Here is a 26028-nt window from a genome sequence, read left to right on the forward strand (position 1 = left end):
GCCGGTTACCCTAGCGCCGCGGCCATGAGGTCGTCCTCCTGCGACTTATGGACCCTCAGCGACCCGACAGACGGGGCCGAGGACCATTCGCGGGTAACTGGCAACATGTTTAGGTTGAACTCGGGGAAGTGCGCCTTGACCGCGTTGGGCAGGTGTGCCGACATGAAGGGCCAACTGCCCTGGTTGATCGGTTCGTCCTGCACGAAGCGCACATCTGTCACGTGCCCGTAGCGGCGCAGCACCTCAGCCAGCTCGGCCGCGGGGAGCGGGTAGAGCCGTTCGAGGGCAACGATTGCGATGGAGCCGTCGTGGCCTGCCTTCTGGCGGGCCGCGACCAGATCCCAACGCACCTTGCCCGAGCACAGCACCAGCCGGCGCACCTTGCCTGCGTCCTCGATCGTCGGATCGTCGAGGAGCGGTCGCCATTGCCCCGTGGTGAACTCGCTCGGCTGGGAGGTGGCCAGCTTGTTGCGCAGCATGGACTTTGGCGTCGCGATCACCACCGGGCGATGGTAGTTGACGTAGGCGTGCTGGCGCAGCAGGTGGAAGTAGCTGGCGGGCGTTGACGGCTGGCAGACGGCCAAGGCGTTCTCGGCGCAGAGCTGCAACCACCGTTCGATCCTGGCCGAGCTGTGGTCAGGCCCTTGCCCCTCATAGCCGTGGGGGAGGAGCAGGACGACGCCGGACTTCTGGCCCCACTTGGCGTTGCCAGCCGCGACGAACTCGTCCGAGATCGTCTGGGCGCCGTTGACGAAGTCGCCGAACTGCGCCTCCCACAACACCAGGGCATCAGGACGCGCAACGGAGTAGCCGTACTCGAAACCGAGGCCGGCGTACTCGCTCAGCAACGAGTCGAACACGTCAAAGGTCGCCTGGTCGTCGGTCAGGTGCTTGAGCGGCACCCAGGCCTCGTTGGTGACCCGGTCGACGATGGCTGCAAATCGTTGCGAGAAGGTGCCGCGTCGGGAGTCCTGGCCCGCCAGCCGCACGGGGCGGTTCTCCATCAGCAGAGAGCCGATTGCGATTATCTCGGCGGTCGCCCAGTCGATGGGCCCCTCGAGGATCGCGTGGGCGCGCCGCTCGAGCTGCGGCCTCACCTTCGGATGTACTGTGAACCCCTCGGGGAACTGGGTGTGCACATCCGCGATCGTCCGCATCATGTCCGGGGTGATCTCGGTCAGCCGCTCGTCGGGCTTGGTGGGGTAGTAGGGCACGCGACGGTAGTCGTCATCCGAACCGGAGCTGTCGCGCACCTCTCGGAACACGTTCTCGAGCCTGCTGCGGAACCGGTTCATCACGTCTTCGGCGTCGGACATCGAGATGTCGCCACGACCGATCAGCGATTCGGTGTAGATCCGTCGGGTCGACCGCTTCTGCTCGATCAGGTCGTACATGTTGGGCTGCGTGAAGCTGGGGTCATCGCCCTCGTTGTGACCGCGGCGACGGTAGCAGACCAGGTCGATCACAACGTCGCGGTGGAACTTCTGCCGGTAGTCGAACGCGATGCGGGCCGCGCGGATGCACGAGTCGGGGTCATCGCCGTTGACGTGGAGCACCGGGGCCGAGATCGCCTTGGCGACGTCGGTGCAGTAGGTCGAGCTGCGCGACTCGGTGGGTGCCGTGGTGAACCCGACCTGGTTGTTGACGACCACGTGGATGGTGCCACCGGTCTTGTAACCGCGTAGCTGGCTCATCTGCAGCGTCTCGAAGACCACACCCTGCCCGGCGAACGAGGCGTCGCCGTGGAGGGTGAGCGCCAGCACCGGGTAGTCGGAGGTGTCCAGCGAATCCTGCTTGGCACGCGTGATGCCCTGCAGCACCGGGTTGACTGCCTCCAGGTGTGACGGGTTCGCCGCGACTGACGACTTGATCGTGGCGCCGTTGGCCGCCACGAACGTGCCTTCGGCGCCGAGGTGGTATTTGACGTCGCCGGTGCCTGTGACGTCGAGGAGGCCGTCGAACTCCTTGAAAATCTGCGCGTACTTCTTGCCGACGATGTTGGCCAGCACGTTGAGTCGGCCGCGGTGTGGCATGCCGATGCACACCTCGTCGAGGGAATCGTTGGCCGCCAGTTGCGCGATTTCGTCGAGCAACACGATCAGGGATTCGCCCCCTTCGAGCGAGAACCGCTTCTGACCTACGAACTTGGTCTGCAGGAAGGTCTCGAAGACCTCGGCCTCGTTGAGTTTGTCGAGGGCGTGCATGTGTTCGTTGTGGGTGAGGGCCTGGTGGGGCACCTCCATCCGCCGCTGGAACCATTCGCGTTGGCGGGGGTCGGAGATGTGCATGTACTCAACGCCGACGGTGCGGGTGTAGGAATCCTGCAGGATTGAGATGATCTCGCGCAGCGTCAGGTAGGTCCGAGCGTTGCCGCTCAGGTTGCCGACGGCGAACTCCCGGTCCAGATCCCAGATGCTCAGGCCGTGGCTCTCCAGCCGCAGGTCCTCCTGCGCGCGCTGCCGGTACTCCAGTGGGTCGGTGTCGGCGACCAGGTGGCCGAAGGTGCGGTAGGCGTTGACCAGTTCCAGCACACGGGCGGTCTTGCCAACCTGCTGATCGCGGTGGGCCGAGATGTCCGACGACCAACGCAGCGGCTCATACGGGATGCGTAGCGCCTCGAAGATCTGGTCGTAGAAGCCGTCCTCGCCCAGTAGGAGGGCGGAGATCCGCTTGAGGAACTCGCCGGAGGTGGCGCCCTGGATGACGCGGTGGTCGTAGGTGCTGGTGAGGGTCGTGACCTTGCTGACGGCGAGTTCGGTGAGCCTTGACGTGCTCATCCCCTGGAACTCGGCCGGGTAGTCGATGTTGCCGACGCCAAGGATCATGCCCTGCCCGGTCATCAGGCGCGGTACGGAGTGGTTGGTGCCGATGCCACCCGGGTTGGTCAGCGACGCGGTGGTTCCGGCAAAGTCGGTCACCTGCAACTCGCCGGCCCTGGCCTTCGCCACGACCTGCTCGTACGCGGACCAGAACTGGGAGAAGTTGAGGCTCTCGCAGCCCTTGATGTTGGGCACCAGTAGTTGGCGGGTGTCGCCCTTCCTCAGGTCGATCGCAATGCCCAGGTTGATGCTCGGGTTCTCGACGAGCGTGGGCTTGCCGTCCACGACCGTGTAGGCGTTGTTCATCTCGGGCAGGGACTTCAGAGCCTGCACCATCGCGTAGGCGATGATGTGGGTGAATGAGACCTTGCCGCCCTTCGAGGTGCGCAGGAAGTTGTTGATCAGCGTCCGCTGGTCGATGACGAGCTTCATGGGGACGGCGCGCACCGACGTGGCGGTGGGGACGCTGAGGGAGGCGTCCATGTTCTTCGCGGTGCGCATCGGGGCGCCACGCAGCGCCACGTGCCTCGGCTCGGCCGTGGTCGGCTCGGGCCGGTGTGACGGGTTGGGGGCGTTGGCAGACAGCCCGGCCCCGCTGCCCGGGTTCGCCGGGGCTCCGGTGCCGCGGCGAACCGGCTCGACCTTCGGCTTGGCCTTTGGAGCAGCGGAAGCTGCGGGCCTGGTGGCCGGTTGCTCTGCGGGTTGCTGGGCTGGCGGCTCGGCTGGCCGCTCGGCCTCTGGTTGGCTGGGCTTGGCTGGTTGCGGTTCGGCCAACCGGGTGGTGGCCTTGGCAGGCGTCGCCTCAACCGGGCTACTTTCCGGTGTCGTCTTCTCGGCGGCGAAATACGCCCGCCAGGTTTCGTCGACCGACTGCGGGTCGGCCGCGTAGGCCTCCCGCATCTCGTCGATCAGCCAGGAGTTTGCCCCGAATGCGTCGGTGGAGTCAGGTGCTGACATATGCCTAGTGGCGGTGGCCACGATCCCCTCTGTTGGACGTCGACCGCAGGCTCCTGCGGCTGCGAAACGAAGCTTACCCAATCAGACGGAAACTGGATGCTCGCGACGGCGGGTGGACCGCAGCGTCAGCCAGAGGCAGTATCCGGTCAGCACCAGCAGCGCCACATTGCGGATCAGCAGCACCGAGGTTTCGGGCCCGGAGCCGAGGGGATTGGCCATCACGCCGTAGGCACCCCACGGGTAGGTGAACTGGGTGAGCGCCCCGACGGTGACCAGGGTCACGGCCAACACGTTGAGGTGGCGGCGCAGCCATTGGCTGCGACGGTGCAGGTAGAGGGCCGCCACCGGGCCACCCAGCCACAAGATGTACTGAGGTGACAGGGTCTTGTTCGCGATGATCGTCGCTAGCACGATGGTCAGGATCGCCAGCACCACCGCTTCCGGGATCCGCTCGTCGCCCGCACGCAGGTTCCGGATCAGCCGGTAGCTGAGGTAACAGGCGAGAAGGATGCTGAGCACCGTCAACACGGTGGAGACCTTGAGCAGCAACGCGACCCCTGGTTGCCCGGGCAAGATCTCGAGCGCGTTGAACTCGGAGAGGTTGATCTCCCACGAGGGGTTGTCGGTGAACGTGCGCAGGAACATCAGGGGCATGGCGGGGATCGACTCGATCTGGAGCCCACGCTCCGACTGCCAGGTGATCGGCGACGCCGATCTGGTCCAGCCGCTGGTGATCAGCGAGGCGGCCGCCAGCCCGAACCCGACCACAGCGAAGCCCGCGGCACGCCTCCTCGCTCCCTGATCCTCGCGCAGCCCGGGTGTGAGCATCGGCCCGATCAGGAGTGCGGGCCACAGCTTGATGGCGGCCCCGAGACCGACCAGCCCACCGGCGATACGGGGGTGGGTGATCACGAGCATGCACGCCCAGGCGACCAGCGCCGCCGGGATCAGGTCGAAGCGGGACCAGACGACGGCCCCCTGGACGCCGGTGAAGACGATCCAGAACAGTGCCCCGGCCGCGTTGTCACGGCGGTAGAAGGAGATCGTCACCGCAGCGTCGAGCAGGATGAACACGATCATGAACGGGACGGTCCACTCGTAGAAGCCGCCGAAGGCGACGTACAGCGACTGAAGGATCCACACCGCAGGTACCGGGTATTCCCCCATCACGTCGCTCTGTCCTTCGAGCAGGCTGTAGAGGTTCGCGCCGTAGTACGAGATGTCGTTGATGACGAACTTCACGCTCTCGAGCTGCAGCGTCAGGACCGTGAACAGCCGTGTGGCCAGGAAGGCGAGGATGAGTCCCGTGACGACCATGAACTGGCGGGTGCTGATTGGGCCCTTGTCGACCATCGCTGCGTGTGACAACCCGGTCTCCTCGTCAGTGATCGAAATTTACCGGTGCCGTCCGACGTCGATTGAGGCGCCGACGGCCTCCATGTCCATGCGCCGCGTGGCGCCCCCGCGAGGATTCGAACCTCGGCTCCCGCCTCCGGAGGGCGGTGCTCTATCCCCTGAGCTACGGGGGCCGACGCGCCACGAGTGCGCGACGACGGCAAGGTTAGCACCCCTGGGACCCGCCTGTCGCACCCGCTACGGTTGGTCTCGTGCGAAGGGCCCTGATAACCGTGTTCGCGGCGCTGCTGCTGGTCGGCTGCGTCGGCCGCCCCGACCCCGAACCAGCCGTGCTGCGCTCGACCCCACCGCCATGGGACGCGCCACGCGACGCCATCTCCTACATCCAGGCTGCGGGACTGCCAGAGCTCAGCCTCGGAGCCGACGAGGATCCGTGGATCCTCGAGATTTCGGTGCAGTACCGCGGAGAGGACATCGAGATCCCCGCCTACATCGGAATCGACCGGCTCAGGGCCGTCCAAGCCCCCGTCCATACGCATGAACCGGGAGGCGAGGTATGGCTGGAAGGTGAAGAGGATCGGGCCTCGACGCTTGGCGACTTCTTCAACTTGTGGGGCGTGCGCTTCGGGGATGGCTGCCTCGGTGACGTGTGCGGCGACCTGACCGTCACCGCGGACGGGCAACCCGTCGATGCGCCCACGGAACTTACGCTGCGCGGCCTTGACCAGGTCGCCGTCAGCGTGTCCTGAGCATGGACAGCCGCGTTCCCGGATAGCGCCGAGGTTGCGGGCTCTGGCAGGCTTGCGGCATGACGCACATGCACATCGCCGGGTCGATCCACGCGGACGCCGTCCAGGGTGGGCCGACGTGGCTGACCGTGCCTGACGACCTGAACGAACTCGACCTGTCGCTCTGGCCCCGGGGTACCCACCGTGATGAGACCGGGCGCGTCGTGGTTGCGGGGGTCGCGCTGACCGACGTCGTGGCCGAACACGGCACGCCGGTCTATGTCATCGACGAGGACGACTTCCGATCGCGGGCGCGCGACTTCCGGGCCGCGTTCCCCGACTGGGACGTCTACTACGCGGGCAAGGCGCTCCTGACCCGCACGGTCGCCCGCTGGGCGGCGGAGGAAGGGCTGAACCTCGACGTAACCACGCTCGGGGAGATGCGCATCGCGTTGGAAGGCGGCATGCCAGCCCAGCGACTCGGGTTCCACGGCAACAACAAGTCCGAGGAAGAGATCGCGTTCGCGCTCGCGCAGGGTGTCGGCCGCATCATCGTCGATTCCTTCGATGAGATCGCGCGGCTTGAGGCGGCCTGCGTCGAGGGCGGTCACCGGGCGAAGGTGTTGGTGCGCGTCACCACGGGTGTCGAGGCGCACACGCACGAGTACATCGCGACCGCGCATGAGGATCAGAAGTTCGGGCTGAGCATCATGGGTGGGCAGGCGCTCACCGCGCTGGTGCGGTGCCATTCGTCGCAGTATCTCGACCTCCTGGGCATCCACAGCCACATCGGGTCGCAGATCTTCGAGACGCTGGGCTTCGAGGTCGCCATCCGCCGAACGATGAAACTCGCGGCGCAGTTCCGCACCGCTACCGGCGTCGAACTGCCGGAACTCGACCTGGGTGGCGGATTCGGCATTGCGTACACCTCGGCCGACACCCCGCAACCCACCTCGGATCTTGCCGCGGCGTTTGAGGAGATGATCGAGCACGAGTGCCGTGCCTTCGCGCTGGCCCGTCCGCGGCTCAGCCTCGAACCGGGAAGGGCGATCTGCGGGCCCGCCGGGGTCGCCGTCTACCGTGTGGGAACCATCAAGAACGTCGAACTCGAGGGCGGCCGGACCCGTCTGTACGTGAGCGTCGACGGCGGTATGAGCGACAACATCCGTCCGGCGCTCTATGCGGCCGAGTACTCGGCCGCCGTCGCGAACCGGACCTCGGACGCGGAGCCGGTGCTCAGCCGCGTGGTGGGGAAGCATTGCGAGGGCGGCGACATCCTCATCCGTGACGTGTTCCTCCCGAGTGACGTGGCAATCGGGGACCTGATCGCGGTGCCGGGCGCGGGCGCGTACGCGCGCAGCATGGCCAGTAACTACAATCAGATACCGAAACCACCGGTGGTGAGCGCCAAGGACGGTGTCACTTCAACGATGTTGCGCCGGGAGACGCTCGACGACCTGATGAGATTGGACGTGGGACAGTGAGAAAGCCGCTCAAGGTAGCCCTTTTGGGTGCGGGGGTCGTCGGCTCGCAGGTGGCCCGGATCCTGGTGCAGGAGGCCGACACCCTCGAGTCGCGCATCGGCAGGAGGCTCGAGCTGGTCGGGGTGGGTGTGCGAAACGTCGACCTCCCTCGTCCCGGGATTGATCCGGCGCTTCTGACCGATGATCTCGAGGGGCTGGTGACCCGTGGGGATCTCGACGTCGTGATCGAACTCATCGGAGGGATCGAGCCCGCCCGCGGCCTGGTCATGAAGGCGATCGAGCACGGAGCCTCCATCGTCAGCGCCAACAAGGCGATGCTCGCCGAGGACCTCGGCGCGCTGTCAAGGGCTGCGGAGGCCAAGGGGGTCGACCTCTACTACGAGGCCGCCGTGGCCGGGGCCATCCCGATCATCCGTCCACTGCGCGAGTCGCTCGTCGGTGACGAGATCGACGAGGTGATGGGGATCGTCAACGGCACCACCAACTTCATCCTGGACAAGATGGTCACCGACGGGGTCTCATTCCAGGAGGCCCTTGAGGAGGCACAGGCGCTGGGCTACGCGGAGGCCGATCCCACCGCCGACATCGAGGGCCACGACGCGGCCGCCAAGGCCGCGATCCTCGCCGGGTTGGCGTTCCACACCGAGGTACTGAGGTCGGAGGTGTTCTGCGAAGGCATCACGCAGGTGACGTCGGCCGACATCGCCGCAGCCGAACAGATGGGCTGCAAGATCAAGCTGCTCGCCATCGCGAAACTGACCCACGACGACCGGATCATCGTGAAGGTCCACCCCGCCATGGTCGCCAACAAACACCCCCTGGCAAGCGTCTCCGGCGCCTACAACGCCATCTTCGTGAACTCCCGGGAAGCCGGCGAGTTGATGTTCCTCGGGCAGGGGGCAGGCGGGAATCCGACCGCCTCGGCCGTGATGGGCGATGTCGTGACCGTCGCGAGGAACAGGGCGCGCGGCACCGCCGCACACTTCAGCCCGGCGTACACGCGGCGCGTGGTGGCCCCGATCGCGGAGTCGTCTGCGCAGTTCTTCGTCAGCTTCGATGTGGTCGACCGTCCCGGCATCCTGGCCAAGTGCGCAGCCGTGTTCGGCAGGCACGGCGTGTCGCTGCGGATCGTGCAGCAATCGCTGAGGGAGGACGGCGAACCGGTTGACGGGTTCCCGGCGCGCCTCGGCATCATGACACACCTGACCCTGGAGGCGAACCTGGCGCGCGTCGTCGACGAACTCAGGCAGTCCGAGTTCGTCGGGTCCAACGTGCGCGTGATGCGGGTCGAGGGGTTCTGACGTGGGGCGAAGGGTCACCGTCCGTGTCCCCGCTACCACCGCGAACGTAGGCTCCGGTTTCGACTGCATCGGGATCGCGCTGGATCTTTACGACGACCTGAGCCTCACGTTGCTGGACGACCCGCGGGAGTTGAGCATCGAGGTATTCGGTGAGGGTGCGGGCAGTGTGCCGCTGGACGAGCGCCATCTTGTGGTCTCTTCGTTGTTGACGGGGCTCGAAGCCTGGGGCGTGGCCCGCCCAGGCATGGCGCTGGCCTGCCGCAACCGGATTCCCCACTCGCGCGGGCTCGGGTCCTCGGCGGCGGCGATCGTCGGCGGGTTGGCGCTGGCGTGGGGGATCGCCCATCCGGGTGAGCCGCTCGACCTGGCTGAGTTGACGCGGATCTCGAGTCGGCTCGAAGGACACCCGGACAATGCGGGTGCCGCGGTGTGGGGTGGTGCGATCCTGGCCTGGTTCACCACCGACGAGGTGCGTCTCATCCAGCTGGACGTGCCCGACGCCTTGGCCACGAGGGTGTGGATCCCCGAGTTCGAGGTGCCGACGGCCGGGGCCCGTGCGGTGCTGCCGGATTCGGTGCCCCGTGCGGACGCGGTAGCGCAGGCGATCGCCTCCTCGGCGTTGCCGTTGGCCCTTGAGCGCCGCCACGACCTGCTGCTGAAGGCAACCGGTGACCTGTTGCACCAGAGCTACCGGGCTTCTTTGATGCCACAGTCCTGGGACCTGATGAACAGGCTCCGGGCGGACGGGGTGCCCGCCGCTATTTCGGGGGCGGGGCCTGCGGTGTTTGCGATCGGGACGGCCGAGCAGATCCGGGTCGCCGACGAGTGCGGACATGAGGGGTTCGTTCGGCTGGGGCTCGGCCTCGGTGCAGGCGTGCAGTTGCGCTGCTCCGACTGAACCGCGGTGGCCAGATCCTGATCCGGTCAAATCCGGCGGTTTCTTTGACGGGCACGTATCAGGGGCGATGAAGCCAACTCCTGAATACCATGAGTGTCTCCACGTCTGTCGGCCCGCGCGCCGACGCGCCGGTGCCGTTCGCCATCGCCGGCCCCGCCGAGCTTCGCCTCGGTCCGGAGAGGATCGGTGCCACCAGTTTCACCGTCACCAACCTGACCGGTCGTCCGATCCGTGTCCGGCTTCAGCCCAGGGCCGCCGCACCGGGAAACGAGGCCTGGTATCAGGTCACCGGGGAGCGCGAGGTCCCGATGGCGGTCGGGGCGACCCTCAGCGTCGAGGTTATGGCGAGGGTGCCCGGAGATGCGCCCGAAGGCACGAGCACACTCAGCCTCCGTGCCGTCGACGAGGCAGACCCCGAGAGGCTCACAGACGGCCCAGCCGTCGCGGTGACGGTCCCCCCTCCGCCTCCACCTCCGAAGAAGCTCCCCCTCGTGCCGATCCTCGCGGCGGTGCTGGTTCTCGTGCTGCTGGGTGGAGGCGCATTCTGGTTCTTCGCCATGCGCAAGCAACCACCGCTCAATCCGGCAGCCCCGACCATCCCCGACACGGCCATGGTCGGCGTCGAACTGAAGGCCGACGTGGGTCGCTGGGAGCGGAAGCCCGAACTCACCTACCAGTGGTTCCGCTGCACCGGCTCCACCTGTGAGCCGATCGACGACGCCACCGCAGACAGCTATGTTCCGACGGTGCCGGATGCGACCCTGGATCTCCAACTTCAGGTGACCGGCACCAACGAAGACGGGGCGCTCACCGCAAGCTCGAACCGTTCGCGCGTCGCCCAGGCGCCGCCTAGGAACACGACTCTGCCCGCCTTGTCCGGAACCCCTGAGACGGGTCGCACCCTCACCCTCGACGTCGGCACCTGGGACGATGCCGTCACGATTGAGCAGCAGTGGATGAGTTGTCCGATGGACGACGCTTCGGCGTGTACCCCGATCGCCGGCGCGACGGGAACCACGCTCCTCGTGGGGGAGACCCTGACGGCACAGATGGTGCGGGCCGACGTCACGGCCACCAACCCGGGCGGCACCATGATGTTGTCGTCCAATACGCTCGGGCCCATCGGCGTGGCCAAGGTGCCGGTGCCGCTCGTGCTGGGTCTGCAACTGGGAGACGGCCAGACGCTGATCGACGCGCTCGGTCTCACGGCCAATGTGATTGGGCAGAACAGTTGGTGTTCAGTGGTCCTGACACAGTCCATCCAGGCCGGAACCCTCGTCGAACGGGGCACCGCGGTGACGCTCACCGTGGCATATCAGCAGTTCTGCCTCTTCCTGCCCGACCTGGGCGCGATCAACGACCGCTATCTGCCCTTTGAGATCACCATCCCCCTTCAGCAGGGAGAGGGACCGTGACCAGCCAGGCGGTGTCCTCGCCGTTGGCCCAGGCGCTGACCACGCTGGGCTCGGCGCTCGATGGTGCCGGGACGCGGCTGGAAGTGGTCGGGCTGGTGCCCGGGTTCACCGACCCGAACCGGCACGTGAGCCGGGCAGAGGCAAGGGTGCTGGTCACAGCGGCAGATGACGCCGGAGCGGACTCCGTGGTCCGGGCGCTGCTGGAGTTGCAGGCTGACGCCACGCGTCGGCTCGAAGCTGTGCCGGACCTGCTCTGGTCAGCGCTGGGCCAGCGCCCGCAGGTCGCGTTCATCGTGAGCGTGGCCGTTGAATCCAAGATCCCGTACGCCCCTGCCCCGCTCGTCCGGCATCCGCTGGAGACCGAGCACGTGACCAAGTAGATAAGGAGACCGCCTTGCCCACCTACCTGACACCAGGCGTCTATGTCGAAGAGGTCGAGGGAGGACCGCGCCCGATCGAATCCCAATCCACCTCGACACCGGTGATCATCGGCACCGGGGGGCGCGCAAGCCTCCCAGAAGGAGCCGAGTTCGGCGTTCCGTTCGCCGTGAACAATTGGACACAGTACGCAGGCACATTCCTTGGCGAGGGTGCCATGACGCCGCTGTCCCACGCCGTCAACGGGTTCTTCATGAACACCCAGGGACGCTGCTACATCCTCGACATCGGCCGCGCGGGCAGCCTGGCCGGAACCGTTGAGCAGCCGGGGCTTTCGGTGCTGGAGGGCATCGAGGACATCTCGATCGTCCTGGCGCCGGCGTTTACCGAACCGGCAGACCAGGAGGCCGTGATGGCCCACTGCGAGAAGATGCGAGACCGCGTGGCCATCCTCGACGCCCCCCGCGAAGTGACCGACATCATGTCACTGACCCGGGTGAGTACCGTTGAGGCACCGGTGACGTCGGAGTCGCCCCCCGAAACCGGAGGAGACGGCGTGGATTCGGGTGCGGCGCGCGAGCGTCCCCCAACCCGCACGCGTCGACAACTCGAGGCGCACAGGCCGCGCCCCTGCGACCTGGCGACCCTCTACCACCCCTGGATCCTCGTGCGGGACCTGGTGACCGGCGAAGTGGTGGCCGCCCCACCGTCAGGGCATATGGCTGGGTTGTGGGCCCGCACCGACGCCACCAGAGGCGTCCACAAGGCCCCTGCCAATGAGCCGCTGCGCGGGGTGGTAGGGGTACAGCGGCGCATCAGTTCCGCCGAGCAGGGAGAACTGAACCAGGTCGGCGTCAACGTCATCCGGCTGTTCGACCGGATGGGGACCCGTCCCTGGGGTGCCCGCACCCTGAGCGACGATCCTCAATGGCGCTACCTGAACGTTCGTCGGCTGTTCTGCATGGTCGAGGAGTCGATTGCGCTGGGCACCCAGTGGATCGTCTTCGAGCCCAACGACCACACTCTGTGGAACCTGATCGTCCGCGACATCACCGACTACCTGACGCGGCTGTGGCGCGACGGAGCACTGATGGGTCGAACGCCTGCGGAGGCGTTCTTCGTCAAGTGCGACTCCGAGACCAACCCCGCCGATGTCGTCGACGCCGGTCGGGTGGTGGCGCTGATCGGCCTGGCGCCGGTGAAACCGGCCGAGTTCATCGTGTTCAAGGTGTCGCAGTTCTCGGGCGGCGCCACTACTCAGGAAGTGAGATAAGGCCATGGCTGAGCCAGACTGGGTTGACCCCTACCCGGCGTACAACTTCAAGGTGGTGGTGGGCGGGGAGACCGTGGCCCATTTCACCGAGTGTTCCGGCATCGGCGTCGATGTGGCCACCGTGGCGTACCGCGAGTCGGGCGTCGCGGCACTTGTCCGCCAAGTCCCCACCATCACGACCTTCCATGACGTCACGCTCCGATACGGGCTCACCTCATCGAACGCTTTGTGGGACTGGTTTATGACGACAGTCTCCGGCCAGGTCAGGCGGCAACACGTCAGTATCGTGCTGCTCGACGCCGCTGGCTCGACCCCCGTGCTGCAGTTCGACCTGAAGAATGCGTTCATCAAGGGATGGACGGGTGCGGTGCTGAGGGCAACGGCCCGCGAGGTCGCGATCGAGGAGATCGTACTGGCCTACGAGTCGCTTGGAAGGGCGGCCTGAGGCCATGCGAGCGGCGGGAGGCGTGCGCGAGGCCTGGGAGGCGTTCGTCGGCGCCCTCGCAGCCCTACTGCGTGCGCTCTGGCAGGCACGTCGACGTCGAGCGTCCCGGCATCCAGAGCCTCCGGGTTGGCCCGAACCGGGAGACCCGCCACAGCACTGGCTCGATTACGTGGCAGCCAGGGATCCCGTCTGGTTCAACGAATCCACCGCACGTCCGGTGGTGCGAGCTCATGCGCCGGACGACCACACCAGTCGCCGTGCGTCGGTTCGGCGTCCCTTGCCCGCCGCGCGGGGCGGCGTGGGTCAACTCCGCGAGCAACCCTCCGGGCCGGTCATGGCCACCGACGGCGGCGCCGCCGCAGCCGCCGCAGCCGCCGAAAGTGGCCACTGGCAAGGCCGAGGCGTGGGACAGTTGGCTGCCGTCGGCGTCCACCGGGGGCCGCCAGCAGCCCTCCGTGAAGTCCGGGAACGTCCTCGTCTGGTCCGCCCGGCGCCCTCGCTTGCTGAGGCCCCCCGGCCAGCGTCGAACAGGCCGCCTGCGCCGGAGACAGCTGCCCTGGCGTCTCCGGCGTCGCAGCAGTTGGCTGCAGACCACGTCACAATGCCTCGGTCGCCGGAACCGGTCGCGATGCGATTCTGGCTGCGGCGACCCTCATCCCAGACCGGGCCCGAGGCGCCCCGGCCTACCGCTTCGACCCAACTGAGCGAGGTGAACGTGACGCCGGACCGCGGCCCCGCCTTTGACGCTCCGCAGCATCGCCGCACCGGAGTGGTGGGTGAGGAAGTTGGAGCACGGGACGACCCTTGGCCCACACTCCCGTCCGCCAAGCCTGCACATGAGGCGCGGACCGCTCCGCTCGTGGCTCGGCTCTGGGTCACGGAGGACCAGATCATCGCTGAGCAGCGCGCAAGATTGGACGGAGACCGTGGAACGCGTCACCTTTCTGCCCGTCAACGGCACGCGAATCTCGTGCCTGCTGAACCCGGAGCACCTGGTTCGGCGACGTGAGGCCGGGCTGCGTCGTAGCGAGTCGGGAAGCGGCCACGTCACGGCCCGACTTGCCAGCGACGACCTTCTGCTCGCCACAGGGGGCGGACGGACCGAGTACGACCTCGACCTGCTGTTCGACACCGAACTCGCGGGGCAGAGCCCAACCAAGGGAGGGGTCCCGATCACCGATGTCCGCGATCTCACCGGGCCGCTGTGGGATCTCGCCGAGAACCAGCCTGGCCGCTCGCTGACCGACCCGGTGTCGGCGGTGCGCATGTTCTGGGGAACATGGAACGTGCTTTGTGCGGTGGAAGCGGTCGCGGAGCGGCTTGAACGATTCGACGTGTCGGGGCATCCGCAGCGTTCCTGGCTGCGGATGCGGCTTGTCCGTCTCGCGGAGCCGGCAAGCGATGCCACGGCCGAGGTCGCCACAGTGGCGCCCTCCTCTGAATCCGTGCTGGCGGCCGTGGATGAGGTGACGACGATCCGGACGCATCACGTCGCCCCCGTCCCAGGGGTAGGGCCAGACGGTGAGGTGTCAGGGGGACAGACCTGGGTCGCGGTGGCGGAGCAGCACTATCCCGGAAGGCCGTGGCTGTGGCGGCTGATCGCCTCGCTGTTCGACGAGGTGGACGGACCCTTCGTCCCCCCAGGGGTTCCGCTTGCGATCCCCGAGCCTCCTCCGGGGGTGGGGCCATGATCCCGGGCATTGCGGCAATCCCAACGCCAACAGTCACGTTGGCTGGCCGGGTGCTGCCTCCCGCAGAGCTGGGGACGCTCGGCTGCATCCGGGTGCGGTTTGAAACCTCTGCGCCCGCCGCATGTGAACTCCAATGGGATCCTGGGCCGATCCCGGAGCTGGGCGATGCCATCACCCTGACGCTGGAGGGCGAACTTGACCAGCTCTTCGACGGTGAGGTGGTGAGCCTGGTACACGTCCTCGGACCCAACGGCCGTGCCCGGCTCCGTGTACGCGCACAGGACCGGGCCCGTCGGTTGCGCGCAGGCTTTCGGGTGCTTGCCTACACCGAGGTGACGGTCGCGGACGTGGTGCGTCGACTCGCGGCCGAGCACGGCCTGGGCTCCTCCGCAGAGGAGCAGGGGCCCCTCTGGCCCAGGGTCATGCAGCATGGGGAGTCCGACCTCGCGTTCATCGACCGGCTGGCCTCACGCGCGTCGCTGTGGTGGCAGGTGGAAGGTGGCGAACTGCGCCTGCGAGGCTGGACGGGCGGGCCCGAGCGGAATGCCCGGTGGGGCGAGGAGTTGGTTGAGGCCGAGATCACCCACTCAGACACGCCGCCCCGCACAGTCCGGGCATCTGGATGGGACCCAGTCGAACGGACCGTGTTTGACGGAACCCCTGTGGGTGAGGGCGAAGTGAGGTTCCTCGCTGCGGGTGTGCTTGCGGGCAGCGAGCACGCAGCCCGGGCCGCCCGCGTGGTCGTGGACCGCTCCGGCACGGCGCGACTGTCCCTGCGCGCCGTGCTGCGCGGGGATTCCGGGTGGCGACCGGGGGTGAAGGTGCACGTCGCCGCGGTTCCGGGGACTCCTACTGAAGCGTTCGTGCTGACCTCGGTTGAGCACGTCCTGGATCAGGCCACCGGGTATCTGTGTGTTGCGACCTCGGTGCCTCCGCCGGACCCCCCACCTCAGCCGGCCGACGGCTGCGGGTTCACGCAGGCGGTGGTGCTGGAGGTGTCCGATCCCGATGGGATGGGGCGGGTGAGGTGCTCGTTCCCCGGATGGGACGGGGCCGAGTCCGAGTGGCTACCGGTCGTGACGGCCGGCGCCGGAGGTGGGAAGGGGCTGACCTGTCAACCCGACGTGGGTGATGCCGTCGTGGTGCTGTATGCGTTGGACGATCCTGGGCGTGGGGTTGTGCTCGGCGGGCTATTCGCCGACGGTGCTCCGGCCGACCGTGCCGGTGTCCGTGACGGCGCCGTCCGGCAGCTGGCGTGGAGAACCCCCGATGGTCAGGAGATCCGGCTCAACCGCGACGGTGACACCGTGGTGGTCACGAATGGGGCCGGCAGTTACCTCGAACTGGGCGCAGACGAAGTCAGGTTGCACGCCGAGACCAACCTGACCCTTGAGGCTCCGGGCCGCACCATCGTCGTGCGGGCCGACCGGATCGACTTTGAAAGGGGTTGAGATGACAGCTCTCCCGCTGGCCACGGACCAGGCAGATGTCCGCTGCACCCATGTCCTGGGTCGGGCCCCCCAGCAGGCGTCACAGAACTGGGTGCAGGTGATGGGGCATCCTCTGCTCGTCGCTCCCGACCCGGTGGGTCGCAGCATCGGCGGTTGCCCGAACATCGGCATCAGCATCAAGCCGTGTACCGGGACCCTTGCAGTGCGTCAGGGTCTGTCGCCGCTCGTACGGATCGACCGGGTGCCGGTGGTTCGCGCCGACCTGGTGGGATTCACCGATGGGACACCGCCCGGCGCGGTGGAATACAGGATCAGCGATGCCGGGCAACAACTCTTGTGGGAGAAGGCATGATCAGGGTGGAGCCCCCGGTCGGGCTGCGTTTCGTGCATCCCGATCTGGACGAGGGACGCGAAGCAGGACTCCTCTGCGGTGCTGACGGCAGACCGGAGCGGGTCGCAGGAGCAGTACTCGTGCGGCAGAGCCTGTTGTTGCTCCTGTCGACGCTGCCGGGTGAACGCGTGATGCGACCTGAATACGGATGTGAGTTGCTGACCCTCGCCTTCTCGCCCAACGACGACACCACGGCGGGCCTGGCGATGCACTACGTGCGTGAGGCCATCACCAGATCTGAGCCGCGGGTCCGGATCCTCAATGTCTCCGCCACCCGCCTCCCCGAGGCACCGAACGTGCTCCAGATCAGGCTGGACTACCAGCCGGACTGGGGATTTCCCGACTCGTTGACCGTCGGGCTTCCCCTCGATGCTCCGTCCGTGGAGGTGTGAACATGTCACTCCCGTTGCCGAACCTTGACGACCGCGACTACGGGCGACTCCTGGCCGACGCCAAGTTGATCGCGGCGCGAAATGCTCCAGAATGGACCGACTTCACCCCAGGCGACCCCGGTGTCACGCTTCTGGAACTGTTTGCATTCCTCACAGAGAACATGATTTTCCGCCTCAACAGGCTGCCGGAGAAGGCACGGATCGCATTCTGCAACCTGTATGGCGCCTCACTCCTGCCCCCCGCCTCGGCGCGCGTCACCCTCACGTTCTCAGGCTCCGGCGAGCAGAACGCCACGGTGCCGCGGGGCACTCGTGTCACCACCGCCGCAGCAGGAGGGCCCGAGTTCGTCACGCTCGCCTCGGTAACCGTCTCGGCCACAGACACGGTAACCGTCACGGCGCAGCACTGCGTCGTGCACGATGCGGAGGTGCTCGGCACCACATCCGGGCGACCGTTCCAGCGCTTCGAGACCGGGTACCGACCCTTGGTGCTGCCTGCGGCGGATGCGGCAGGGTTGTTCCTCGGAACCGAGGTGTTCGAGGGCGAACTCGACGACCGGGTCCCGGCAGCCAGACTCGGTGACGGCAGCTATCGGCTGTGGCATGAGGTGGCCCGCCTCGACGCCGCCGAGCGGGACAGGGACGCATTCGTTGTGGATCGGACCTCGGGCACGATCACGCTGGGCTCGGGGGCCGTCGGGGGCCCGGCACCGGTTGGTCGGCGCGTCGCCGTCAGCTACCGCACAGGAGGTGGAGCCTCCGGGAACGTGCGGGCAGGCACGCTCACCTCACTGGTTGATCAGGTCCAAGGGGTCACCGTGGTGAACCACGAACCGGCCACCGGAGGTCGCGACGGAGAGACGGTTGCCGCAGCGCTGGATCGGATTGCTGCTGGGCTCTACGACGGCGATCGGGTCGTCACCGCCACCGACTACGAGCGGGCTGCGGTAGCCGCGCACGGAGGGGTCGGCCGCGCCGCCGTCCACACGACCGCCGAACTGTGGAACGGCGGGGAGCCTGGCGATGTCAGCGTCCTCCTGGTGCCGAGTGCCTCAGACGCCGAGGCGCTGAGCCTGCGCGTCGACGAGATCCTGGCCCGTCAGCTTCCCGAGGTGGCGGCCGAGGTGTCCGGGAAGATCGCGTTGCGGCAGCCTCTTGGCATCACGCATCGCGTGGGGTGGGTTGGCTGGAAGAGGTTCCATATTGAGGCCTCCGTGGTGCTCCATCGGGCGGAGAACCTCGATGCGGCCCGGCAGCGCCTGGCCGGGAGGCTGGCACGCACCCTGACCCCCTTCCCGTTCGAGGGGCGGCCAGGCTGGGACTTCGGGGAACCGTTGCGTGCCTCGACCATCTTCGACGTGCTGCTCTCGGAGCGCGGGGTGCGCTATGTCGACGATGTCCGGTTGGTTGTGGACGAGGTGCCGGGTGACGTGTCCACGGTGATCGCAGACCCGCACCAGCCGGGCATGTGGTTCTGTGGCAGCGATGAGCGGGTCTTCCGAAGCAGGGACGCCCAAGGCTGGGAACTGGTCGCACGCTGGCCGGGGGAGCACGTCGAACGGCTGGCAGCGTGTGCCGGTCGGCCCGGTTCGGTGCTGGCGGTGAGCCGTATCGGAGAGGATGACCGGTCCCGTGTCCACGCCTCGGCCGACCATGGGGAGACCTGGTATCTGGCCGCGGAGTTCGAGTTCCATGTTGAGGACATCGCCGTGGGTGCCTCACCCCTCGGCCCGGTGGCGTTCCTCGCGACTGACAAGGGGCTCTACCGCTTGGCGCTGACCCCCGGCGAGGTCCCGGAACCAGTGCTTCTGGCCGCACAGGAGCCGGATCGTGCGTGCTATGCGGTCGCGGTCGTCTCCGAGCCGGGGTCGGAACTTCAGGTGGCGGTGGCGGCGCAGGAACTGGGCGGGGTGATGGTCTCCTTCAGCGGTGCGAAGCCGGGAACGTACCAGGAGGTCGGGTTGAAAGGCATCGACATTCGACTGCTGAGAGTACAACGCAGCCCTGGAAGAAGGTTCCTGTTGGCAGGTGCCTACGCGACCGGTGAAGAGGCAGGGGCAGGGGTACAACGCCTGGAACTGCAGCCGTATCAGCCCTCCCCGGAGGGTTGGCGGCCGGTGGGATCGAACTGGGTCGGCGGCAGTTGCCGTGACCTGATCACAGTGGGCGACCGGGTCTTCGCCGCGACAGCCCGGTCGGCCGTCACACGTGCAGATACGTCCGCCGCTGACAGGCCATGGCGCGCCGCAGCGGTAGACAGCGGTCTACCGCTGCAGGAGGTGGGGAGGTTCCGGCCGATCCAGAGTGTCGCCGGAGACCAGACGAGGGTACTGGCAGGGTGCGTGGGAGGGATCTGGGCATCGACCGACGGCGTCACCTGGCGCCATGCGAGCGACGATACCTTCACCGACGCCGTCACATTGCCGCGGACGTGGCTCTTCGCACCGGGTGAGCATGTCCTGAATGTCGGGCACGACGATGCGCGCCACTGAAGTGGCACTGCTGCTGCCCGAGGTCTACCGGCGGGCAGATCAACCCGGATCGGTGCTGCACGCTCTGATCGAGGTCATGGTGGAGCTTCAGGGTCCGGCCGATGCGTCGTTGCGCTCCTTCTGGTCAGACCTGGATCCGCTCGGGGCGCCGGAACCGAATCTGGCGAGGCTCGCCGCGTGGGTCGGGTTGGACCGGCTCGACCGGACCGTGGCGGGGCCGCTCGAGCCGGAGCGACTCCGTCAGCTGGTCCACCTGGCGGCTCTGCTCGGGGCACGCAGGGGAACCGCCGTCGGCCTTCGCGAGGTGGTCCTTGTGGCCAGTGGCGTCCGGGACTGCCGAATCCAACCGGTCGCCCCGTTCCGGGTCCGCATCGAGGTCGCCGACCCGAGCCCCGCGCAACTCAACCTGGTCAGAGAGGTGGTGGCACAGGAGAAGCCCGCCCACCTCTTCGCCGACGTCGTGGCGGTCCGGACAGCCGGTGAGGGAGCCACACCGTGAGGCGCGCGGCCATCCTCGCCTGCGTCATGGTTGCGGTGTTGGCACTCGGGCTCCTGGCATGGCGCCCGGGGTCCCGGAGCGACGGGGACTTCCAGGAGCCCGGCGCCATCGTGTCGGTCGTGGCGAGCCTGCTACCTGTATCGACCGTGGAGGTGAGCGATGTCGGGGACAGCGACTGCTGGGATGACACCGGGCGGCTCACGGTACCTGTCGGGGCGTCGTGCCTGACCCGGCTACCCCAGGACCGGACGCGGATGCTGCTCTGTGTCGAGACCGGGGACCCGCCCAGGGTCCAGGTGAGGGGGGCCCGATACGGTCGCCAAGAGGTGCGGGACGTACGCGCATGTGCAGACGAGCCTCGACGGATCGACCTCTACGACGAGGACTCTGTGCTGGTGGTGTCCTGCCCTTCGCTCGCAGCGCCCTGTGTCCTGAGGCTGGTCTGACGACCTAACTGCAAGACCCGCAACACCGCGACGATCCCCAGCACTAGTTGCAGGACGAACCAGACTGCGGCCACGACCGCGGAGATCAACGCAGCCAGGGCGTCGGTGATGCTGGCCATGAACCCGGGCACGAAACTGTGCAGGAGACCGGTGACAATCGTCAGCGCGGCAGCAGAGGCGAAAAGCAGCACCAGCCCCTTGCTCGTCAGGAACCGTTGCTGGGCCAATGCGAGGCACACCAACCCACTCAGCTGCAGCACGAGAATCAACCCGACCAGAACCGCGGCCGACCCGACGGGGAACGAGCCGAACACCGCCAGATAGGCGAGAGTCCCGAACGGCGCGGAGACAAGCAGCGAGACCATCGCCAGGAGAGCGGTGAAGGAGGCCAGGGCGACGCCGACGGCGCAGAGTAGACCCACCAACCCGACGACCACGCTCACGATCCCCTGCACCGCACCCACGGCACGGTCACCGATCAGCAGCCGCGCAGCGGTCAGGGCGAGCACGAGCACGAGAACCGCGTTGATCAGGGCCAGCGCAGGGATCCCGAGCCCCGGCGGGGAATCTGGCGAAGCGTCGGCCAGCGCATCGCCGACGTCATCGGCATCCAGGTCGAAGGCGTCCAGCAGGTCCTGGGTTTGTGGGTTGGACAAGACGTTGTCAACCCGGGCGTCGAATGGAGGTGGGGCGACCAGCAGCGGCGCGCCGAGGCAGATGCAGAAGCTGGCCACCACACACAGCAGTGCGGCGACCAGGAACGGGCGCCGGAGGGCATCAAGCGGCTGACGGGGGGCGCTCATACCATTCAGGAGTCGGCAGCGGTGCGTCCTGATACGAGAGGTCGCCCGGCGACCAGGTGCAGGACGTGGCGGTGCCCCACGCGCGGGGCGCGTGGGGCACCTTCGGGATGGTCAGGCCAGTTCGCTTCGGACGCGCTCGAGCATCCGGCGGTTGACCTCGTCGGAGACCTCATGCCAACCGAACACGCAGATCGAGACGACACCGTCGAACTTCAGCTCCCGCAGCGTCGCGAAGACCGCGTCGAAGTCGACCTCGCCCCTGCCGATCTCGGCGTGCTGGTGTACGCGGGCGTCGACCCCCGGCGGGTTGACGATGATTCGGTTGCCGTCGTTGGCGCGGTGGTTGAGGGTGTCGGCGAGATGTACCTCGCGCAGCTTCGGGGCGCTCGAGGTGAGCATCCGACGCACGTCGCCGGCCCCGTCGTCGAGGTGGAAGGCGTGTGGGCAGCAGAACTCGTAGCCGAGCCAGTCGAGGTTCGCGCCCCGCACGGTGGCGTAGGCGTCGTCGTGCAACTCGACGAAATCGTATGGGTGCGCCTCCATGTTGAGACGGATCCCGTAGCGTTCGAAATCGGGCGTGAGTTCCTCGATCGAGCGGTACCACTGTCCCTCGCATTCGCGGGGGGTGTTGGGGTTGCCGGCGAACTCGGAGGTGATCTCACGGACATCGAGCTGGTCGGCGAGCTGCAACAGACGCCGCCAGTTTCGCACCTGGGCTGTCCGTTCGGCTTCGTCGACCGCAGACCAGTTGAACACGGGGTTCAGGGTGCGGACCTTGACGCCGGATTCCTTCTCGGCGCGGAGCAGGCCCGCGACGAAGTCGTCGTCGCCCTTCGGGTAGCGGTTCCAGAAGTGGAATTCGGCGTTGGGGGAGAGCTCGACGTACTCGAAGCCGAGTTCGGCGGCCTTGTGCAGCGTGTCGGCGGTCGACATCGATGCGTAGTACATGTTCGGGTCCAGTGCGATGTCTACCATCGTTTTTCCTTTCCAAAGCTTGAGGGACCTGGTGCCTGGCCGCAAGGAGACGTGCGGCCAGGCATCAGGTCAGTTCATGGGTCAGAAGCCGAGGGCCTTCTGGACCTCCGGGTCGTCCAGGTTGTCAGCATCCGCCCATACAGATGTAATATCAATATAGTCGGATTCCGGCAGTTTGTCAGCTGCGGCGTCGGCGAGGACCTGGACCGTCTGGTAGCCGACCTCGAACGCGTTCTGGGTCACGATGCCCGAGATCTCACCGTCCCTGATCATGTCGAGCATCTCAGGGGTGGCGTCGATACCTACCACCCGGACATCCTTGCTCATCGCGCTCACCTGGTCGGCGGCCGCGATCGTCGCGTTGTCGGACGTGCCGAAGAACGCGTTCAGATCGGGGTGCGCCTGCAGGATGCCCTGCGCCTTGTTCAGCGAGATGGCACGATCGGCCTGCCCGTCCTGCACATCGACAACCTCAATGTCTGGGGCAATCTCGGCGAGGTGCTCGATGAAGCTGTCGCGGCGAACGGCTGCGTCTCCGACCATGCCGTTGGTGATCACCGCAACCTTGCCCTTGCCGCCCAGCAGCTCGGCGAGATGCTCGGCGGCCATCTGGCCCATCTTCTCGTTGTTCGAGGCGACAGTGGCGATGGGTGCGTCCGAGAAGGACATCGGCGTGGCGAAGGCGACGATGTCGATGCCGTTCGCCTTGGCCTCGTCCAGCATGGCCGGGGCCCCCTCCTCCGCCCCGTTCTGGGCCGCGAAGCCGATGCCGTCCGGGTTTGCGTTGATCGCCGCCTGCAACTGATTGAGTTGCTTTTCGCCCTCGTTCTCGGTGTCGGGCCCGTTGAAGGAGACGTCGACGCCCAGATCCTCACCGGCCGCCATCGCACCTTGGCGGGCCGCGACCCAGAACTCGCCGGCGTTGAACTTCGCGATGATCGCGACGCTGACGGAGTTGCCCTCGCCGTTCGCCTCGTTGCCACCCTGACCGCACGCGGTCAGGGTGATGGTGAGCGCGGTTGCGGCGACCGCCCCGATGATCCTGCGGTTGAACTGTGATTTCACCTCTGTCCGATCAGTCGCGCCCGGCGAGCTGCCGGGCTTCGTTGAGTACCGCGGCGGCGACCTCGAGGCCCGGCAGACCGGCCAGTTCGACGTCCTCGTGCTCGATGTTGAGCCACATGTTCGCGTCGATGTCATCCAGTGCCTGGATGAAGTCGGCCCAGTACTGCGCGTCGTGTCCCCTACCAAGGGCGACGAAGTCCCACGAGGAGTCCTTCGGCCACTCGTTGGCCCACTCGTCGCCGCCCAGGTTGGTGCGTTGCTCGTCGGGGGACAGGCGGCGGAACCCGTTGTCGAGGACGCCGTTGAGGCGGGCGTGTTTGGTGTTGATCCGGATGTCCTTCGCAGCAGCGTGGAAGATCAGGGGTCCGAGTTCGCGGGCGACCGCGATCGGGTCGGCCTGCTGCCAGAACAGGTGCGACGCGTCGAGCTCGACGCCGATGTTGGTCGCGTCGGTCAGGTCGACCAGCTTGCGGATGTCGCGGGCGTTGAACACCAGGTTCTGGGGGTGCAGCTCGAGGGCGACCTTGACTCCGTTGTCCTTCGCAAGCTGGTCGATGTCGCTCCAGAAGGCGGCGGCGATCTCCCACTGGTAGTCGAGCACGTCCAGCGCGGCCGAGTTCCAGGCGTTGACGATCCAGTTCGGATGGGTCGCGCCGGGCTCGCCACCGGGCAGGCCCGACATGGTCACGACGCGGGTCTGGCCGAGGGCCGCGGCGGCTCGGATGGAGCGCCGCACGTCGCCTGCATGCTTGGACCCGATGACCGGGTTGGGGTGCAGCGGGTTGCCGTTGCAGTTCAGGCCGCCGATGCCGACGCCGGTGCCCTCGAAGCGGGCCAGATACTTCTTCGCGACGGAGGGGTCGGCGATGATCTCGTCGATCTCGGGGATGTGGACCGGGGGCAGGAAGCCGCCGGAGTTGATCTCGATGCCGTCCAGCCCGAGGTCGGCCGCGACCTTGATGGCCTCGTCGAGCGAGCGGTCGTGCAGGACCGCGTTGTAGAACCCGTACTTCATAGTGTTACCTCCATACCATTGTGGCCGGCCGACTCTGCGACGGCAGCCAGGATTTCCATGTTGTGCAGACCGGCGTCGAAACCGGCGTTTTGGGGGAGAGAGTCGGCCGCGGCGATACCTGCGACCTCTTCGAGGAATGCGCGGGCTTGGAAGATGAAGCCCTCGTTCTGGCCGAAGCCGACACCGGACACGTCCATCGCCATGCCGCCGGCGAGATACGGATGGTCGGAGCCGAGATTGACGGTGCGGTAGCCGTTGGTAGCCGACGAATCGTCGTTGAGGTACAGGCGCACCTGTGACGGGGTGTCCTGGTGGAAGCTCGCGGCGCCGTTTTCGCAGAAGACCTCGAAGAACAAGGCGTTCGGATAGCCGGCCGCGACGCGGGAGACCTCGAGGCTGCCGACGGTGTCGCCGAAGTGGGCGGTGTAGGTGGCGTAGTCGTCGTTCTCCACTGGTTCAAGCTCGTCCGAGACCTCGGCGAGGCCGTGCCCGGTGACGGCGCCGACCGGCACCGGACGCTCGGTGATCGCGGTCGAGAACGAGCCGCCGGAGACGGCGGTCATCGGGCCACAGAGGAACTCGGACAGGTAGGTGAGGTGGCTGCCGATGTCGGCCAGGGCGCCGGAGCCCATCGGCCCCTTGTAGCGCCAGCTGATCGGGGCCTTGGGCGAGGAGCCGTAGTCGCACCAGTAGCGGCCGCTGAAGTGCAGCACCTTGCCAAGGGTGCCGTCCTGGATCCACTGCCGGATGGCGGCGATGCCTGGCTGCCGGGTGTAGGTGAAGCCGATTCGCACGACGGTGTTGGCCGCTGCGGCCAGTTCGGCCATTTCCTTGGCCGACTCGATCGTGTCGCTCAGGGGTTTCTCGCAGAGCACGTGCTTGCCTGCCTCGACGAGGCCGCGTGCGACCTCCAGATGAAGGCGGTTCGCGATGACGACGCTGACTACGTTGATGTCGGGGTCGGCCGCGATGGCCCGCCAGTCGCTGTCGCTGCGTTCATAGCCGTACTTGCGTGCGGTGACGTCGGCCAACTCGGCGTTGATGTCGCACACGGAGATGTAGCGGAGTTCCGGCAGCGTCGGGGCGTAGAGAGTGGGGGCCACCCGGTACGCCGCGATATGTGCCCTGCCCGCCATGCCTGCGCCGATGACGGCGATTCCGATGGTCATTCATCCTCCTTGATGAACAGGTCCGCGCAACTTGGAGCGCTCCATGGATCCAACGATAGCACCTGGCGACGAATTGTCAATACAAATCCGATGGAAGATTTGCCCGAGAGGGGAACCGTGGCGGACGGGGCGGCGCGATGGCCCGTCGGCAAGCCTGGGTGTGGGCGACGACCTCGCGGTGGTTGTGGCGGACGGGGTGGCGCGATGGCCCGTCGGCAAGCATCCCGGCAGTGGGGACGGCTTTGCGGTGGTTGTGGCGGATGGGGCGGCGCGATGGCCTGTCGGCAAGCATCCCGGCAGTGGGGACGGCTTTGCGGTGGTTGTGGCGGATGGGGCAGCGCGATGGCCCGTCGGCAAGCCTGGATGTGGGTAGGGACGGCCGGTGTGGGCGCCGGAGGAGTGGGGTCGAGCGGGTGCCCCGCGTGGCCATGCCGGACGCGTCGCCACCCGGTCCGACTCCCGAAAATCGACCACTGGTCGATTCTGATCTGTCTGACGTCGAGGATCGCCCACTGCCTCACTTCCCGGACGCGTCCGCCGTCCGTCACGCTCCCCGAAAATCGGCCAGTGGTCGATTCTGATCCG

Annotated in this window: 22 protein-coding genes and 1 tRNA gene; 15 read left to right on the forward strand and 8 right to left on the reverse strand. The window is 67.2% G+C overall.

Features of this window, described 5'->3' with window-relative positions; translation table 11 throughout:
* Positions 1–5 precede the first annotated feature (5 nt).
* The 3 genes from BUC15_RS08465 to BUC15_RS08475 all read right to left on the reverse strand — a co-directional run bounded on the left by BUC15_RS08465 (position 6) and on the right by BUC15_RS08475 (position 5305).
* Positions 6–3797, reverse strand: a complete 3792-nt coding sequence (locus BUC15_RS08465) for a multifunctional oxoglutarate decarboxylase/oxoglutarate dehydrogenase thiamine pyrophosphate-binding subunit/dihydrolipoyllysine-residue succinyltransferase subunit (protein WP_425443341.1) — start codon at positions 3795–3797, stop codon at positions 6–8.
* Positions 3798–3857: 60 nt separating this feature from the next.
* Positions 3858–5144, reverse strand: a complete 1287-nt coding sequence (locus BUC15_RS08470; protein WP_139280169.1) for a glycosyltransferase family 87 protein — start codon at positions 5142–5144, stop codon at positions 3858–3860.
* Between the two features lie 86 nt (positions 5145–5230).
* Positions 5231–5305: transfer RNA gene (locus BUC15_RS08475), tRNA-Arg, on the reverse strand.
* Between the two features lie 78 nt (positions 5306–5383).
* Here BUC15_RS08475 and BUC15_RS08480 point away from each other — a divergent pair.
* The 15 genes from BUC15_RS08480 (at position 5384) to BUC15_RS19450 (ending at position 20416) form a co-directional block, all read left to right on the forward strand.
* Positions 5384–5881 carry a hypothetical protein gene (locus tag BUC15_RS08480; protein WP_073187075.1) on the forward strand — a complete coding sequence of 166 codons (498 nt, stop codon included), beginning with the start codon at positions 5384–5386 and terminating at the stop codon, positions 5879–5881.
* A gap of 59 nt (positions 5882–5940) precedes the next feature.
* A complete protein-coding gene (gene lysA / locus BUC15_RS08485) occupies positions 5941–7344 on the forward strand; it encodes a diaminopimelate decarboxylase (RefSeq protein WP_073187076.1) in 1404 nt (467 codons plus the stop codon).
* On the forward strand, positions 7341–8645 hold the full coding sequence (locus BUC15_RS08490; protein ID WP_073187077.1) for a homoserine dehydrogenase: 1305 nt from the start codon (positions 7341–7343) through the stop codon (positions 8643–8645). Before lysA ends, BUC15_RS08490 begins: the two co-directional genes overlap by 4 nt.
* A 1-nt stretch (position 8646) precedes the next feature.
* On the forward strand, positions 8647–9543 hold the full coding sequence (gene thrB, locus BUC15_RS08495; RefSeq protein WP_073187078.1) for a homoserine kinase: 897 nt from the start codon (positions 8647–8649) through the stop codon (positions 9541–9543).
* A gap of 89 nt (positions 9544–9632) precedes the next feature.
* Positions 9633–10958 carry a PASTA domain-containing protein gene (locus BUC15_RS08500; RefSeq protein ID WP_073187079.1) on the forward strand — a complete coding sequence of 442 codons (1326 nt, stop codon included), beginning with the start codon at positions 9633–9635 and terminating at the stop codon, positions 10956–10958.
* Complete coding sequence (locus tag BUC15_RS08505; RefSeq protein WP_073187080.1) at positions 10955–11338, forward strand: hypothetical protein; 384 nt, start codon at positions 10955–10957, stop codon at positions 11336–11338. Before BUC15_RS08500 ends, BUC15_RS08505 begins: the two co-directional genes overlap by 4 nt.
* A 14-nt stretch (positions 11339–11352) precedes the next feature.
* Entirely contained in the window at positions 11353–12609 is a 1257-nt protein-coding gene (locus BUC15_RS08510) for a phage tail sheath family protein (protein ID WP_073187081.1), read from the forward strand.
* A 4-nt stretch (positions 12610–12613) separates the two neighbouring features.
* Positions 12614–13054, forward strand: a complete 441-nt coding sequence (locus tag BUC15_RS08515) for a phage tail protein (protein ID WP_073187082.1) — start codon at positions 12614–12616, stop codon at positions 13052–13054.
* Between the two features lie 926 nt (positions 13055–13980).
* Entirely contained in the window at positions 13981–14745 is a 765-nt protein-coding gene (locus BUC15_RS08520; RefSeq protein WP_073187083.1) for a hypothetical protein, read from the forward strand.
* Positions 14742–16196 (forward strand): phage baseplate assembly protein V, encoded by a 1455-nt coding sequence (locus BUC15_RS08525; RefSeq protein WP_084189458.1) that lies wholly within the window; start codon positions 14742–14744, stop codon positions 16194–16196. The genes BUC15_RS08520 and BUC15_RS08525 overlap by 4 nt, the downstream gene beginning before the upstream one ends.
* A 1-nt stretch (position 16197) precedes the next feature.
* Positions 16198–16548 carry a hypothetical protein gene (locus BUC15_RS08530; RefSeq protein ID WP_073187085.1) on the forward strand — a complete coding sequence of 117 codons (351 nt, stop codon included), beginning with the start codon at positions 16198–16200 and terminating at the stop codon, positions 16546–16548.
* Positions 16545–16979: a GPW/gp25 family protein gene (locus BUC15_RS08535; RefSeq protein WP_073187087.1), complete on the forward strand. Its 435-nt coding sequence runs from the start codon at positions 16545–16547 to the stop codon at positions 16977–16979. The genes BUC15_RS08530 and BUC15_RS08535 overlap by 4 nt, the downstream gene beginning before the upstream one ends.
* Positions 16980–16981: 2 nt before the next feature.
* On the forward strand, positions 16982–19471 hold the full coding sequence (locus BUC15_RS08540; protein WP_073187090.1) for a baseplate J/gp47 family protein: 2490 nt from the start codon (positions 16982–16984) through the stop codon (positions 19469–19471).
* On the forward strand, positions 19443–19970 hold the full coding sequence (locus BUC15_RS08545; protein ID WP_084189459.1) for a phage tail protein: 528 nt from the start codon (positions 19443–19445) through the stop codon (positions 19968–19970). The genes BUC15_RS08540 and BUC15_RS08545 overlap by 29 nt, the downstream gene beginning before the upstream one ends.
* Positions 19967–20416, forward strand: a complete 450-nt coding sequence (locus tag BUC15_RS19450) for a hypothetical protein (RefSeq protein WP_139280170.1) — start codon at positions 19967–19969, stop codon at positions 20414–20416. The genes BUC15_RS08545 and BUC15_RS19450 overlap by 4 nt, the downstream gene beginning before the upstream one ends.
* Here the strand turns inward: BUC15_RS19450 and BUC15_RS08550 are convergent.
* The 5 genes from BUC15_RS08550 to BUC15_RS08570 all read right to left on the reverse strand — a co-directional run bounded on the left by BUC15_RS08550 (position 20344) and on the right by BUC15_RS08570 (position 25443).
* A complete protein-coding gene (locus tag BUC15_RS08550; RefSeq protein ID WP_073187094.1) occupies positions 20344–21219 on the reverse strand; it encodes a hypothetical protein in 876 nt (291 codons plus the stop codon). The two genes, BUC15_RS19450 and BUC15_RS08550, sit on opposite strands and share 73 nt — an antisense overlap.
* A 111-nt stretch (positions 21220–21330) precedes the next feature.
* Complete coding sequence (locus tag BUC15_RS08555; protein WP_073187097.1) at positions 21331–22194, reverse strand: sugar phosphate isomerase/epimerase family protein; 864 nt, start codon at positions 22192–22194, stop codon at positions 21331–21333.
* Between the two features lie 81 nt (positions 22195–22275).
* Positions 22276–23259, reverse strand: coding sequence for a substrate-binding domain-containing protein (locus tag BUC15_RS08560; protein WP_073187099.1), 984 nt, complete (start codon positions 23257–23259; stop codon positions 22276–22278).
* Between the two features lie 10 nt (positions 23260–23269).
* Complete coding sequence (locus BUC15_RS08565; RefSeq protein WP_073187102.1) at positions 23270–24274, reverse strand: sugar phosphate isomerase/epimerase family protein; 1005 nt, start codon at positions 24272–24274, stop codon at positions 23270–23272.
* Positions 24271–25443 (reverse strand): Gfo/Idh/MocA family protein, encoded by a 1173-nt coding sequence (locus tag BUC15_RS08570; protein ID WP_073187104.1) that lies wholly within the window; start codon positions 25441–25443, stop codon positions 24271–24273. Before BUC15_RS08570 ends, BUC15_RS08565 begins: the two co-directional genes overlap by 4 nt.
* Positions 25444–26028: the final 585 nt, after the last annotated feature.

Origin of the sequence: Tessaracoccus bendigoensis DSM 12906 (assembly GCF_900141915.1) — a bacterium.
GTDB classification, from domain to species: Bacteria; Actinomycetota; Actinomycetes; order Propionibacteriales; family Propionibacteriaceae; genus Arachnia; species Arachnia bendigoensis.